The 13,528-nt window shown below is 69.4% G+C and carries 12 protein-coding genes; 7 read left to right on the top strand and 5 right to left on the bottom strand.

Annotated elements, in window-relative coordinates; all coding sequences use genetic code 11:
- Positions 1-5: 5 nt before the first annotated feature.
- Entirely contained in the window at positions 6-887 is an 882-nt protein-coding gene (locus tag FB475_RS33075) for an alpha/beta hydrolase (RefSeq protein ID WP_238332593.1), read from the bottom strand.
- Positions 888-1,033: 146 nt separating this feature from the next.
- Between FB475_RS33075 and FB475_RS33070 the strand changes: the two genes are divergently transcribed.
- Genes FB475_RS33070 through FB475_RS33050 form a run of 5 tightly spaced genes read left to right on the top strand, consistent with a single transcriptional unit; the run spans position 1,034 to position 6,599 of the window.
- Positions 1,034-1,963 (top strand): ABC transporter permease, encoded by a 930-nt coding sequence (locus FB475_RS33070; RefSeq protein ID WP_141861896.1) that lies wholly within the window; start codon positions 1,034-1,036, stop codon positions 1,961-1,963.
- Positions 1,963-2,961 carry an ABC transporter permease gene (locus tag FB475_RS33065; protein WP_141861894.1) on the top strand — a complete coding sequence of 333 codons (999 nt, stop codon included), beginning with the start codon at positions 1,963-1,965 and terminating at the stop codon, positions 2,959-2,961. Before FB475_RS33070 ends, FB475_RS33065 begins: the two co-directional genes overlap by 1 nt.
- On the top strand, positions 2,954-3,952 hold the full coding sequence (locus FB475_RS33060) for an ABC transporter ATP-binding protein (protein ID WP_141861892.1): 999 nt from the start codon (positions 2,954-2,956) through the stop codon (positions 3,950-3,952). Before FB475_RS33065 ends, FB475_RS33060 begins: the two co-directional genes overlap by 8 nt.
- Positions 3,949-4,932 carry an ABC transporter ATP-binding protein gene (locus FB475_RS33055; protein ID WP_185759544.1) on the top strand — a complete coding sequence of 328 codons (984 nt, stop codon included), beginning with the start codon at positions 3,949-3,951 and terminating at the stop codon, positions 4,930-4,932. Before FB475_RS33060 ends, FB475_RS33055 begins: the two co-directional genes overlap by 4 nt.
- Positions 4,929-6,599 carry an ABC transporter substrate-binding protein gene (locus FB475_RS33050; protein ID WP_141861888.1) on the top strand — a complete coding sequence of 557 codons (1,671 nt, stop codon included), beginning with the start codon at positions 4,929-4,931 and terminating at the stop codon, positions 6,597-6,599. The genes FB475_RS33055 and FB475_RS33050 overlap by 4 nt, the downstream gene beginning before the upstream one ends.
- A gap of 1 nt (position 6,600) precedes the next feature.
- On the opposite strand, the gene FB475_RS33045 is transcribed toward FB475_RS33050, so the two are convergent.
- Both FB475_RS33045 and FB475_RS33040 read right to left on the bottom strand, forming a co-directional pair.
- Positions 6,601-7,095: a phosphatase domain-containing protein gene (locus tag FB475_RS33045; protein WP_141861886.1), complete on the bottom strand. Its 495-nt coding sequence runs from the start codon at positions 7,093-7,095 to the stop codon at positions 6,601-6,603.
- Entirely contained in the window at positions 7,088-7,639 is a 552-nt protein-coding gene (locus FB475_RS33040) for a GNAT family N-acetyltransferase (protein WP_141861884.1), read from the bottom strand. Before FB475_RS33040 ends, FB475_RS33045 begins: the two co-directional genes overlap by 8 nt.
- A 138-nt stretch (positions 7,640-7,777) precedes the next feature.
- On the opposite strand from FB475_RS33040, the gene FB475_RS33035 reads away from it, so the two are divergent.
- Both FB475_RS33035 and FB475_RS33030 read left to right on the top strand, forming a co-directional pair.
- Positions 7,778-8,902 carry a metallophosphoesterase family protein gene (locus tag FB475_RS33035; RefSeq protein WP_141861882.1) on the top strand — a complete coding sequence of 375 codons (1,125 nt, stop codon included), beginning with the start codon at positions 7,778-7,780 and terminating at the stop codon, positions 8,900-8,902.
- The gene (locus FB475_RS33030; RefSeq protein WP_141861880.1) at positions 8,899-11,655 is read left to right on the top strand and encodes an AAA family ATPase; all 2,757 of its coding nucleotides are present in this window, start codon (positions 8,899-8,901) and stop codon (positions 11,653-11,655) included. Before FB475_RS33035 ends, FB475_RS33030 begins: the two co-directional genes overlap by 4 nt.
- On the opposite strand, the gene fdhD is transcribed toward FB475_RS33030, so the two are convergent.
- Together fdhD and FB475_RS33020 are read right to left on the bottom strand one after the other, a co-directional pair.
- A complete protein-coding gene (gene fdhD / locus FB475_RS33025) occupies positions 11,639-12,472 on the bottom strand; it encodes a formate dehydrogenase accessory sulfurtransferase FdhD (RefSeq protein ID WP_141861878.1) in 834 nt (277 codons plus the stop codon). The genes FB475_RS33030 and fdhD overlap by 17 nt on opposite strands.
- Positions 12,469-13,494 carry a phosphotransferase family protein gene (locus FB475_RS33020; protein WP_141861876.1) on the bottom strand — a complete coding sequence of 342 codons (1,026 nt, stop codon included), beginning with the start codon at positions 13,492-13,494 and terminating at the stop codon, positions 12,469-12,471. Before FB475_RS33020 ends, fdhD begins: the two co-directional genes overlap by 4 nt.
- Positions 13,495-13,528: the final 34 nt, after the last annotated feature.

The following is a 13,528-nucleotide window of genomic DNA, read 5'->3' as shown; positions in this document are numbered from 1 at the left end:
GACACTCAGACCCCCGCAGACAACCAGCGCAGGAGTTCGCGGTAGGTGTTTGTTGGGGGGATGTGGCCGCCGATGTAGTACCTGCGTTCGGCGGTGGGGATTGCTGCGGTCAGGTGGTCGGTGTATTTGCCGGCTCGTTCGTCTGCGGAGCCGTGCCAGAGGGTGATCGGTACGTGGATGTCGGCCAGGTCGAAGCCCCACGGGTTGGCGAAGGCGATGAGGTCGTCGATCCAGCCGTCGTGGCTGGTGACGAAGGTGGCGGTCAATCGCGCCATCGCGGCGGGGTCCTCGCGTGCCGGTGGGCCGGGTTCGGCGCCGGGGTCCGGCGGAAATTCCGGGCCGCCTGCCTCGACGGCGGCCATGATCGAGCGGGCCGTCTCCTCGAGGCTCGGGCGCAGGTCCTCGCGAAGCGCCTTCCAGGACGTGCGATTGCGGCGTGGATCCGCGGCTTCCTCTGCCTCGGTCGGCTCCGGACCGTCGACGATCGGTGGCGCAATGCTCGCGGTCACCGCACAACGAGTCACCCGGTCCGGCAGCAAGGCCGCGCATGCCAGCGCATGCGGCCCGCCGCCCGATCCGCCGGTGACCGCGAACCGGTCCCACCCGAGCGCATCGGCCAAGGCCACCGTGTCCGGTACGACGGACGCCACCGTCCGACCGGGTTGCCGCGTCGACCCGCCGTACCCCGGCCGGTCCGGCACCGCCATCCACAACCCCGACGCGCGCAGAGCCGCGACCGCGTCCGGGCGCTTCCACCGGGTGCTCGGCGAACCGCCGAACGAGATCGCGGGTACGCCGCCCGCGGTGCCGTACATGTTGTACAGCAGAATTCGCTCACCCAGCCGCACGAACCCGTCGTCCATGCCGTCGTCCATGCCGTCGTCCATGCAGCGGAGCGTAACCAAGCGGCAAGAGCTATCCGAATGTGGAGTTATCAACCCGAGATTCTCGGGATTCGAGATGAAGTCCGTGGGGTGGAAGGATGCGGCCTAGGTTTTGTCGGCTGTAACTATCTGACCAGTCGGGAGTGCTTGTGAGTACCTCGGTCGCCGGGGCCGTATCGCCCACCCGGCAAGCGTTGCGCCGGGTCCGGCGCGACCGCAGTGCCCAGGTCGGGTTCTTCCTGGTCGTACTGCTGATCGTGATCGCCGCGGCCGCGCCGCTGCTGGTGCGGCTGGCCGGCCAGGACGCCACGACGTACCACATCGACCTGCTCGATCCGGCCCGCGGCAACGCGCCGCGCGGCGCGGCCGGCGGGATGAGCGGCAACCACTGGTTCGGCGTCGAGCCGCTGACCGGCCGGGACCTGTTCTCGATCGTGGTGCTCGGCCTGCGGACGTCGCTGGTGATCGCGATCTCGGTGACCGTGATCACCAGTGTGGTCGGCACGTTGCTCGGCATCAGCGCGGCCTACTTCGGCGGCTGGTACGACGCGGTCGTGTCCCGGCTGCTGGACTTCCTGTTCGGCTTCCCGCAGCTCGTCTTCATGATTGCCCTCGGCATCATTGTCCCGGCGAAGGTGTCCCGATCGCTGCTACTGGTCGGCGTCCTGAGCTTCTTCGGCTGGGCCGCTCTGGCCCGGCTGATCCGCAACCAGGCACGTTCGCTGGTCACCCGCGAGTTCGTCGAGGCGGCCCGCAGCGTCGGCTCGACCGGCTGGATGGTGATCACCCGCGAGCTGCTGCCGAACCTGCTCGGCCCGGTGCTGGTGATCGCCACGCTCGCGATCCCGGGGTACGTCGGTGCCGAGGCGGCGCTGTCGTTCCTGGGCGTCGGCGTACCACCGCCGACACCGAGCCTCGGCCGGTCGATCTCGGACTCGATCGCCTGGGTGTACACCGGCGCGGACCCGTGGTTCCTGCTGTTCCCGGGCGCGATGCTGTTCATCGCGGTGCTCGGGTTCACCTTGCTCGGCGACGGCGTCCGGGACGCGTTCGACGTACGGCTGCGGAGGACGAACTGATGCCCGATCTCCTCTGGTTCATCATCCGCCGGCTGTTCGGCACGCTGCTCGTGATGCTGGCGCTGAGCCTGGCCGTCTACCTGGTCTTCTACGCGATTCCGGCCGACCCGGCGCACCTCGCGTGCGGCAAGCCGTGTACGCCGGACCGCCTGGAGCAGGCGCGCCACTTCATGCAGCTCGACCAGAGCACCTTGCAGCAGTACCTGAGCTTCCTGAAGGGCATCTTCGCCGGCCGCACGTTCGGTGACGGTACGGCGGCAGTGCACTGCAACGCTCCGTGTTTCGGGTACTCGTTCCCGCTCGCCCGCCCGGTCACCACGCTGATCCTGAACCGGCTCCCGATCACCGCCTCGATCGCGCTCGGTGCCGCCGTACTGTGGCTGCTCCTCGGTGTCTCGCTCGGTGTGATCGCCGCGCTGAACCGGGGCCGCATCCTCGACCGGCTGTCCGTCGGGGTCGCGCTGATCGGGGTGTCGACGCCGTCGTTCCTGCTCGGGCTGCTGGCGATCCTGGTGTTCGGGTTCTGGCTGAACATGGTTCCGGTCAACGGGTACGTCCCGCTCACCGAGAGTCCGGTCGACTGGGCCTGGCACCTGGTCACGCCGTGGATCGTGCTCGCGGTTCTGCAGGCGGCGTCCTACATCCGGCTGACCCGCTCGCAGATGCTCGAGGAGCTGAACCTCGACTACATCACCACGGCTCGCGCGAAGGGCGCGGGCGAGGCGCGGGTGGTGATCACGCACGGTCTGCGCGGCGTCCTGGTACCGGTGATCACCTTGTTCGGCCTCGACCTCGGCGGCCTGCTGGGCGGTGCGATCCTGACCGAGAAGGTCTTCAGCATGCAGGGCCTCGGCGACCTGCTGATCACCGCGGTCGGTTCTCTGGACGTGGCCGTGGTGGTCGGCGTGACCCTGTTCTCGGCGTTCCTGATCATTCTCGCGAACCTGGTGGTGGACATAGTGCACGGTGTGCTCGACCCGAGGGTGAGCCATGGCTGAATCTGTCCTCGAAGTGCATGACCTGCATGTGACCTTTGCGACCGAGAACGGTCCGGTACCGGCCGTGGATGGGATCGACTTCGCGGTCGCGGCAGGGCGGACGCTGGCGATCGTGGGCGAGTCCGGGTCCGGGAAGAGCGTCAGCTCGTCCGCGGTGATGGGCCTGCTGCCGTCGAACGCCGACGTCACCGGCGAGGTGCTGCTGGACGGCCGGCAGCTGAACGGCCTGCCGAACGACGAGCTGCGCAAGATCCGCGGCAACGACATCGCGATGGTCTTCCAGGACGCCCTGTCCGCGCTGAACCCGTACTACTCGGTCGGCTGGCAGGTCGCCGAGGCGTACCGGCTGCACCACGACGTGTCCCGCAAGGTCGCGCACCGGCGCGCGGTCGAGATGCTCGACAAGGTCGGCATCCCGGACGCGGCCCGGCGCGCGGAGAGTTTCCCGCACGAGTTCTCCGGGGGAATGCGGCAGCGGGTCGTGATTGCTATGGCTCTGGTGAACGACCCGAGAGTGCTGATCGCGGACGAGCCGACGACCGCACTCGATGTGACCGTGCAGGCACAGATCATGCGCCTGCTCGACGATGTGCAGGAGGAGTTCGGTACGGCGCTGGTGCTGATCTCGCACGACCTCGGCGTGGTCGCCGAGGTCGCGGACGACGTGCTCGTGATGTACGCCGGACGCGCGGCCGAGCGCGGTACCGTCCGGGACCTGTTCCACCGGGCGGCACATCCGTACAGCATCGGCTTGCTCGGGGCGATGCCGCGGGTCGACGTACCGCCGAAGCCGCGGTTGACGACCATCCCGGGCAGCCCGCCGTCGCCAGGATCGATCACGACCGGGTGCCCGTTCCAGCCGCGGTGCGCGTACACGCATCTGGTGGGGGAGCGGTGCATCACCGAGCGGCCCGAGCTCACGCCACGTCCCGGTGAAGGCGATCACGAGGCGGCGTGCCACCTGGGCCGGCGTCCGGAGGTGCTGCTGTGAGCGACCTGCTGCAGTTGAAGGACGTGAAGAAGTACTTCGGTCTGCGCGGCGCCCCGTGGCAGAAGGCGCAGGCCGTCCGCGCCGTCGACGGCGTGAACCTCGTCGTCCGCAAGGGCGAAACCCTCGGCCTGGTGGGCGAGTCCGGCTCGGGCAAGTCCACCCTCGCCCGGGTCGCGACCCGGCTGCTCGACCCCACGCAGGGCCGGGTGGAGATCGGCGGCAAGGACGTCACCAAGGTCAAGGGCCGTCGGCTGCGCCCGATCCGCCGGCAGATCCAGATGGTCTTCCAGGACCCGCAGGCTTCGCTGAACCCGCGGCAGTCCGTCGGCACGATTCTCAGTACGCCGTTCCGCGCGCAAGGCATCCGGCCGACCCGCGCTCAGCTCGTCGAACTGCTGGAGCAGGTCGGGCTGTCCGAGCAGCACCTCGTCCGGTACCCGCACGAGTTCTCGGGCGGACAGCGGCAGCGGATCGGCATCGCCCGGGCGCTCTCGGTGAAACCCGAGCTGCTCGTGTGCGACGAGCCGGTGTCCGCGCTGGACGTGTCCGTCCAGGCGCAGGTGCTGAACCTGCTCGCGGATCTGCGCGACGAGCTCGGCCTGTCGTACGTGCTCGTCGCGCACGACCTCGCCGTCGTCCGCCAGGTCGCCGACCGGATCGCGGTGATGTATCTCGGCACGATCGTCGAGGAGGGCCCGGCGGCACAGGTGTACGAGTCGCCCGCGCATCCGTACACCAAGGCGCTGCTGTCCGCCGTACCCGTTCCGGAGCCCGGCGTGGTGCGGGAACGGATCGTGCTGACCGGCGACGTACCGACCCCCATCGACCCGCCGTCGGGATGTCCGTTCCGGACCCGCTGTTACAAGGCCGAGGACGTCTGCGCGACCGCACGACCGGTACTCGAACCCGTCCAGGGTTCCGCTGAACACCGGGCCGCCTGCTACTTCCCTGAGCCCCCCACCCCTGAGAGGAAACAATGAAACGCATAACCCGTGCAGTGGCGGTCGCCGCTGTACTGGCGCTGGCGGCCGCGGCCTGCAACGCCAACAACAAGACTGCTTCGAGCGGCAGCACCGCGGCCGCCGAGCAGGGCGGCACGTGGCACATCCTGACCACCAGCAAGGAGATCAGCCTCGACCCGGCCAAGAGCCAGAACCTCGGGATCAGCTCGATCCACCTGGTGCTGCGCGGCCTGACGTCGTGGAAGACGTCGCCGGACAAGGCGGCCGAGCTGGTACCCGACCTGGCCACCGACACCGGCCAGGTCAGCGACGGCGGCAAGACCTGGACGTACAAGCTGAAGCCCGGCCTGAAGTACTCCGACGGTTCCCCGATCGTTGCCGCCGACATCAAGTACGGCGTGGAGCGCTCGTTCGCGCCGGAGCTGTCCGGCGGCCTCGGGTACCACAAGTCGCTGCTCGTCGCCGGTGACAAGTACCAGGGCCCGTACAAGGGCGGCGAGCTGGCCTCGATCGAGACCCCGGACGACTCGACAGTGGTCTTCAAGCTGAACAAGCCGTACGGCGACTGGCCGTGGATCGTCAGCATGCCCGCGTTCTCGCCGGTGCCGAAGAAGGCCGACACCGACCCGGCGCACTACGGCGAGAAGCCGGTCGCGAGCGGTCCCTACCAGGTGAAGTCGTACACGCCCGGCTCGAAGCTCGAGCTGGAGCGCAACCCGAACTGGGACAAGTCCACCGACCAGGCGCGGACCGGTCTGCCGGACGCGATCGAGTTGGACATGGGCCTGCAGCCCGACGTCGTCAACCAGCGGCTGATCGCGGACGCCGGCGACGACAAGTTCGCCGCCACCACCGGTACGTCCGTACCGGCCGCGCTGATCCCGACCATCACCGGCAACCCCGCCGTGAAGGCCCGGGTGGCGACGTCGCCGTCCGGTGCGCTCGAGTACCTCGCGATGAACACGAAGCGCCCGGCGCTGTCGAACCCGGCCGTGCGCAAGGCGATCGAGTACGCCGTCGACAAGCAGGCGGTGCAGGTGGCGGAAGGCGGACCGGAGTACGGCGGTGAGATCGCGTCGACGCTGATCACGCCGGGGATCGACGGCTACAACAAGTACGACCTGTACCAGGCGCCGCCGGCCGGCGATCCTGACAAGGCGAAGCAGATGCTCGCCGCCGCGGGCGTCAGCGGGCTGAACCTGGTGCTGGCTGCCGACAACACGACCGGTTTGGGTGTGGCGCAGGCGATCCAGCAGGGCCTGAAGCGGGCCGGGATCACCGTCACGATCAAGCCGCTCGACAGCGAGCCGCTGACCGACCTGATCACCGGCAACAAGCCGGACTTCGATCTGACGGTCTCCAGTTGGCTGCCCGACTTCCCGAGTGCGATCGGCAACATCCAGCCGCTGTTCGCCTCGTCGGAGATCGGCAACGGCGGGTACAACATCTCCCGCTACTCCAACCCGGCTGTCGACTCGGCGATCGCCGCCGCCACTGCCGAGACCGACCGCACCAAGGCCGCCGGCCTGTGGGGCGCCGTGGACAAGCAGATCATGCAGGACGCCCCGATCGTCCCGTTGATCTACGCCCGCAACGCGTTCCTGCACGGCTCGAAGGTCCAGAACTTCTACCTGTCGTCCTACCCGCCCTACCCCAACCAGCTGATCGTGGGGTTGAGCAAGTAGCTCAGGTGCGTCCTTCGGACTCCTGAGCTTCGAAGAGGGCCGGCTGGGTCTCGGGATCGAGGCCCCAGTCGGCCCTCATCACTGTGTAGCCGGCCTTCTGGGCGGCAGCGACCACCTTGGCGTCGTCGTCGACCAGCACGGCGACCGGGCGCTGTTCGGCGAGGCGCTTGAGGCGGCCGAGTTTCATCAGCATCGACGGGCGGCGGTCGGTGTTGCCGCGCATGTAGACCTTGCCCTCGGGGAAGCCGTTGTCCTTCAGCCATTTCTCGGTGTCGCGGCGGAGTCGCTCCGGGCGGCCGGTCAGGTAGACGATCACGTGGTCCGCCGCGAGCGTCGTCGCGACCGCGAGCCCCTCCTCGAGCACCGCGTCCTCCTTCGCGTGCTCGAAGAACGAGTCCCAGTCCTTCGGCTTCTTCTCGACGAAGTGGATCCGCTTGCTGGTGTCGGACAGCGTGGCGTCGATGTCGAGTACGGCGTACGGCCGGTCGTCACTCATGTCGTCCAGCTTCCCAGGTCGTCCGATCCACCGAGTACAGCACCTCGCCGAACTCCGTCCCCGGCAGTGGATCGTCGAACTGCACGTGGAACACCTTCTCGAACCGCAACCCCGCCCGCCGCATCACCGCCCGCGAGCGGTGGTTGACCGCCATCGTGTCCGCCTCCACCCGCTCCATCCCGAGTGCGGTGAACGCGTGCGCGATCAACGCCCTCGTCCCCTCGGTCGCGTACCCCTTGCCCCATGCGCTCCGCAGCAACCGGTACCCGACGCCCACAGTCGCCGCATCCGAGGTCGGCTGCAGCCCGAACCACCCGACGAACCCGCCGGCGGCCGAGGCCGCGAAGGTCCCGAGCCCGGGATGCTCGGCGTACACCTTCAGAATCCCCGGCAGTACGACGCTCTCGATCTCGGCTCGCGACGTCGGCTGACCGGTCAGATACCGCATCACCTCGGGATCGGAGTCGAGCGCGACCAGCAACTCGACATCGTCCGCGGTGAACCGCCGCAACCGCAGCCGCTCGGTCTCCAGGTACGCATCCACCAGCGGATCGTAGAAGCACCTTGCGCGCGGACCAACCGGTTTCGCACACAGAACCGTGTCCGGAGTGTGGGCGGTGTGGGGTGTCGTGTGTGTTGAGTGTGCGAAGTGTCGGCGGCTCGGGTTAGCGTTCTTCCCGCAATGGACTCGCTCACGTTTCTGCACAGCTCGGACTGGCAGCTCGGCATGATGCGCCGGTTCCTGGGGCCGGACGGCCAGGCCCGGTGGGGTCAGGCGCGGCTGGATGCTGTCGCACGGATCGGCGAGGTCGCGGAACGGACCGGGGCTGCGTTCGTGGCCGTCACCGGTGACGTGTTCGAGCACAACCAGGTCGAGCGGCAGACCATCCTGCGCGCGTGTGAGGCGCTGAAGCGGATCCCGGTCCCGGTCGTGCTGCTCCCGGGCAACCACGACGCGCTGGAGCCGGGCTCGCTGTGGACCTCGAGCCAGTGGAGCGCTCACGCCCCGGACCACGTCACGGTGCTGACCGAAACGACGCCGTTTCAGATTCTCCCGGGTGTGGAGATCCTCGGCGCGCCATGGCGTTCCCGCCGCCCGTTGTCCGACCCCGCCGCGCCCGGGTACGCGGACCTGACGGCCGACCCGAGCAAGATCAGGATCCTGCTCGCCCACGGCCAACTGACCAGCCTGTCCGGCGGCATGTCCGACGTACCGCCGATCGACCAAGCGGCTCTCGAAGCAGCGGTCGCGGACGGCCGGCTGCAATACGTCGGCCTCGGCGACCGCCACTCGACCACGCGCGTCACCGACCGGATCTGGTTCTCCGGCACCCAGGAGGTCACGTCACCGGAGGAGGACGCGCCCGGCAATGTCCTCAAGGTGACGATCGCCGGCGACAGCATCAACGTCGAGCCGATCCGCGTCGGCGCCTGGCACATGGTCGATCACCGCGTCGAGCTCTTCGACGAGGAGTCGATCACGGCGCTGGAGGACTGGTTCGCGGAGCTCCCGGACAAGGAGCGGACGTACGTACGCCTCGCGGGCGACGGCTCGTTGTCGCTGCCGCTGCTGGCCCGGCTGGACTCCATCATCGACGCCCAGGGCGAGGTGTTCGCGAGTGTCGAGCGGTGGGCGAAGTTCTGGACCGTACGCCCCGCGCCGGACGCCGCGGATCTGGAATCGCTGCAGTTGAGCGGCCCGGCCCGTGCCGCGATGGAGGAACTGCGGCAGGCACTGGCCGGCGGTGACGAGAGTGCCGGCGCCGCGCTCTCGCTGATGCACCGACTGGCTCGGGACGCGGGATGAGATTACACAGCTTGGCGCTGCGGGACTTCCGTGGCGTCAAGGACCGTACTGTCCGGTTCCGCGCGCTCGGTACGACGGTCGTGGTCGGCGACAACGAGGTCGGGAAGTCCAGCCTGGTCGAGGCGTTCGGGCTGATCTTCGACCTGCCGGACGACTCGAAGTCGACCCGGATCAAGGACATCCAGCCGGTCGGCCAGGACGTCGGCCCGGCGGTGACCGCCGAGCTGAGCCTCGGCGGCCGCGAGCTGACGTACTCCAAGCGCTGGCTGAAGAACCGGTCCACCGAGCTGACGATCGTCGAGGCCGACGGCCGCCGGCAGTCCTGGACCGGGCGCGAGGCGCACAACGAGGCCGAGCGGTTGTTCCACGAGCACGTCGATCCCGTGCTCTGGCAGACGTTGATGGTCAGCCAGGGCCAGTCGTTGGTGTTGCCAACGCCGGCGGATGCGGAGCCGTTGATCACCGCGGTCACGGCCGAGTCCGGGACGCCGGTCGACGGTGCGTCGATGCCGCTGGTGAGCGCGGTCGAGCACGAGTACCTGCGGTACTGGACACCCCGCGGCAAGCCGACCGGTGACTTCGCCCGGTCCGGGAAGGCGGTCGATGCGGCCGAGCTCGCGTTCAAGCAGGCGCTGCAGGCGATGGAGGAGGTGCAGTCCGACATCCGGCGGGCCGAGCGGCTGAACCTCGACCTCGACGACGTGTCGAACCGCCTCGCGGAGCACCTCACCGGGGTCGAGGCGCTGCGTGAACGCAAGCAGGCGACCGACGAGATCCTGCTCCGCCGGGACTCGGTCAGGTCCCGCGCCGAGACCGCCCGCGCCCGGCTCGAGAACCACACCCGGACCCGGCTGGAGCGGGAACGCCTGCTCGAGGAGGTCGAACGGTTCACGACGTTCGACGCCGACCTGGCCGACCGCCGCGCCGACGCGGAGCTCGTCGCGAAGAAAGCGGCCGAGACCGTCCGGGCAGCCGAGGCCGCACTCGCGGAGGTCGTCGAGCTCAAGGACCTGCGGCGTACCGAAGTACAGGCCGCTGAACGGCGCGTGTCCGATCTGATGGACCGGGCCGAGCTGGACCGGTTGATCGGGCAGCAGACCGAACTGGTCGACGTCCGGGCGCGGATCGCCGCGGCCGGGACGATTCTCGATCGGATCAAGGTCGACGACGCGACCGTGTCCGCGCTCGAGGATGCCCGCGCCGCCGTGGTCGAGGCGCGCGCGGCGCTTGCCGCCGGCGTGCCCGAGGTGACGGTCCGGCGACTCGGCCCGGAGCCGGTCGAGCTGTCCGGGACGGGCCTCGACGGTGACGTACCGGCGGATCTTGGGTTCGACGCGACGGCCAGCCTGCTCGTGTCCGGCGAGCTCGTGGTCGGCGTACCGGGGCAGCTCGAGGTGACCGTACGCGCGGGTGGTGAGGCGGCGACGCTGCGCTCGCGGGTCGACGACGCCGTACGGCGGGAGAAGGACCTGCTCAAGAAGGCCGGCGTCAAGGACGTCGCCGCGGCGCGGGAGCTGCTGCGCAAGGCGGACACCGCGCTCGCCGAGCTGAACGAGGCCCGCCGGACCGAGAAGTCGCTGACGGCCGGTGGCGATCCGGGCGAGCGGATCGCCGTACTGACCGCGCGGCTCGGGGTCGGCGAGGAGGCCGAGCCCGAGGAGGAGAAGACCACCAAGCAGCCGGTGGTCGACGTACCGGGCCAGATGTCGCTGTTCGAAGAGTTCGCGTCACCGCACGACACGTTGTTCGACGACTTCGAGGTGGCCGAGCCGGAGCCCGACGATCTCGCGGCGGCGCAGCGCGCCCTGGAGGAGGCTCGCGACGGGCTGGCCGAGGCAGAGCGGTTGCTGACGGACGCGGAGTTCGCGGCGGCGCAGGCGCGGAAGGCCGCGGACGAGGACCGGTCGGAGGCGCAGAACGCGCGCGCCCGGTCGGAGCTCGCGGGCGAGCGGCTGGCCGCGGCGATCGAGTCGCTGGAGGCCGCGCGCGCGGCGCTCGACGACGAGGCCGTCGCTACGGCGGAGGCCGAGGCGACCGCGGAGGTCGAGGCGGTGATCGAGGAGCTGACGGCCGTCGAGGCGCAGGCCGCCGCGGCCGGGGCGGACGAGATCGCGGGCGAGCTGAACCACGCCCTCGCCGTCGCCAAGCGCCTGCAGGACGAGCGCGACCGGCTGCGCGACGCCCTGCGGACGACCGAAGGCCGGCTCGAGCAGTCCGGCCGGGACGGGCTCGCGACCCGGCGCGATGTCGCCGAGCTGGAGCTTGCTGCCGTACGCACGGAACACGAGAGCCTGTTGCGCCGCGCCGAGGCCGCGCGGCGGGTGCACGAGACGCTGAGCCGGCATCGCGCCGAGGCGCAGACGAAGTACTCCGAGCCACTGCAGAGCCGGATCGAGGCGCTCGGCCGGAGCGTGTACGGGCCGTCGTTCCGGGTCTGGCTGGACGACGACCTCGCCGTGGCCGAACGTGAGCTGGAGGGCGTCCGGCTGCCGGTCGAGGCGCTGTCGACCGGCGCTCAGGAGCAGCTCGCGATCATCACGCGGCTCGCGATCAGCCACCTGGTCAGCACCGGCGAGGGCAGCGTCCCGGTGATCTTCGACGACGCGCTCGGCTGGTCCGACAAGGCCCGGCTGCGGGACATGGGCGCGCTGCTCGGCCGGGCCGGCGACCACGGGCAGGTCATCGTGCTGACCTGCATGCCCGACCGTTACGAGTACGTCCCGAAGGCCACCTTCATCACGCTGGACGGATGATCCGCTCCGGCGCCGAGTAGACGACGCAGCGGTCGCCGCGGGCGAAGCCGGCCAAGGTGATGTTGAACTTCCTCGCCAGATCGACGGCGAGGCTGGACGGGGCGCCGACGGCGACGATCATCCCGAGGCCCGCGGCGACTGCCTTCTGGACGATCTCGTAGCCGGCCCGGCCGCTGACGGCGAGGACGAGGCCCTTGCGGCTGTGCTGGTTGAGGACGGTCCAGCCGACCACCTTGTCGACGGCGTTGTGACGGCCGATGTCCTCCTTCACCACGACCTTGCGGCCGTCGGTGGTGAACAAGCCTGCGGCGTGCAGTCCGCCGGTACGGCTGAACATCGGCTGCGCGTCGCGGAGCAGGTCGGGCAGCCGGCGTACGACATCGACCGGCGCTTCCACCGGATCGACCGGGTCGTACTGGCGTTCCGCGAGTTCGTCGAGGCTCTGTTGACCGCAGACGCCGCACGCTGCCGACGTCACGCCGTACCGCTGGGGTGGTTCGCGGTCCGGGGGACCGTCGAAGCTGACCGTGACGGTGTTGAACTGCTGCTCTCTGGTGAGGGTGACGTCGGTGCAGTAGGCGACCGTGCGGATCGCGTCCGGGCGGACCGCGAAGCCTTCGCCGAGGCAGAAGCCGGCGGCGAGCTCGAAGTCGGAGCCGGGGGTGCGCATGGTGACGACCAGTGGTTCGGGTGGCCGGCCGGGCCACTCGAGCCGGAGCTCCAGTGGTTCCTCGGTGCTGACGACGTCCTCTCGCCGCGAGGTCTTGTCACCGTCGAGCACTTCGACCTTGAACCTGCTGGTGGGCGCCTTCGTCATACGTCTACGGTATGCCACCGACGACGTGCGGCGAGCCAGTCGAGGAACGTCCACGCGTACAGCCGCTGGTGAGCGCGCAGTGCCGGGGTGCAGCCGGGTGGGGGTGGGGCGTCGGCGTTCTTCATCATGTACGCGGCGATGACCGCGACGAAGCTGTCGAGGTAGTCGCTGGGTACGTCGGCGGTCAGTGGGCTCCGGGTGATCGCGGTGAAGGTGTCGATGCCTTGGTACTGCGCTACCGGCAGCAGCCCGACCCAGTCCAGCCAGGCGGGGCCGAGAGTCAACCAGTTCCAGTCGATCGTCCAGCACGTGCCGGCGTCGTCGATCAGCAGGTTGTCGGGTCGCAGGTCCGAGTGGGCGGCTGTATCACCGGCCAGCGCCTCCGGAGCCAGCTGCATCAGTTCCACCAGCTCCGGCAGCACCTGCGGCACCCAACCCTGCAGCCCCGTCGGCAACTCTTGCTCACCCGACAGAACCGCCGCGGGCACGCCGACGTCCTCAGCCACCAGCTCCCCGAACTTCTTCAGCCCGACCAACGGACTCGGCCACAGAGCCTCAGCCATCTGCTCACAGGCAGCAGTCACCCGACCGAAGTCCTCAACCGTCCACGGTCCGCCAGGCATCCGCCCGTCAACCCACTCGGACACAACAGCAAACCACCGCCCACCGCCGCCTCCGGGAGTCGTCGTCCCGGTAGTGCCGGTCGGGGTGGTGTGGGCGGTGGTGATGATGGCGGGTGCTCGGACTGAGTTCGGGAGTTGGGGGACTACTTCGGCCTCGCGTTGGTATGCCTGGTAGGCGTGGAGGCCTTCGGGTGCCGCCTTGATGAAGACTTGGCGGCCGTCGGCCAGGTCTGCTCGGGCTGCGAAGCCGCCCGTGAAGCCGGACGTGACGGGGTTGTGGACGTGGGTGATGTTGGTGCCCAGGGCAACGGTGAGGGACTCGTGGAGGGCGGGCGGGAGCGACGCCCAGGAGGGGCGGAGGGAGGTGGCGGTGTAGTCGATGTCCGGCGCGCGGCTCATGTCCACAAACAATAGAAGTGACAGAGAACCAGCG

Origin of the sequence: Kribbella jejuensis (genome assembly GCF_006715085.1) — a bacterium.
In the GTDB taxonomy this organism is placed as follows: domain Bacteria; phylum Actinomycetota; class Actinomycetes; order Propionibacteriales; family Kribbellaceae; genus Kribbella; species Kribbella jejuensis.
This window is presented reverse-complemented; position numbering and strand designations above follow the sequence as displayed.

Bases quoted from the DNA above. Each gene is read 5' to 3' on its own strand.
- FB475_RS33060 (WP_141861892.1), top strand. From the start codon at position 2,954: ATGGCTGAATCTGTCCTCGAAGTGCATGACCTGCATGTGACCTTTGCG.
- FB475_RS33075 (WP_238332593.1), bottom strand. From the start codon at position 887: ATGGACGACGGCATGGACGACGGCATGGACGACGGGTTCGTGCGGCTG.
- FB475_RS33050 (WP_141861888.1), top strand. From the start codon at position 4,929: ATGAAACGCATAACCCGTGCAGTGGCGGTCGCCGCTGTACTGGCGCTG.
- FB475_RS33030 (WP_141861880.1), top strand. From the start codon at position 8,899: ATGAGATTACACAGCTTGGCGCTGCGGGACTTCCGTGGCGTCAAGGAC.
- fdhD (WP_141861878.1), bottom strand. From the start codon at position 12,472: ATGACGAAGGCGCCCACCAGCAGGTTCAAGGTCGAAGTGCTCGACGGT.
- FB475_RS33045 (WP_141861886.1), bottom strand. From the start codon at position 7,095: ATGAGTGACGACCGGCCGTACGCCGTACTCGACATCGACGCCACGCTG.
- FB475_RS33020 (WP_141861876.1), bottom strand. From the start codon at position 13,494: ATGAGCCGCGCGCCGGACATCGACTACACCGCCACCTCCCTCCGCCCC.
- FB475_RS33035 (WP_141861882.1), top strand. From the start codon at position 7,778: ATGGACTCGCTCACGTTTCTGCACAGCTCGGACTGGCAGCTCGGCATG.
- FB475_RS33065 (WP_141861894.1), top strand. From the start codon at position 1,963: ATGCCCGATCTCCTCTGGTTCATCATCCGCCGGCTGTTCGGCACGCTG.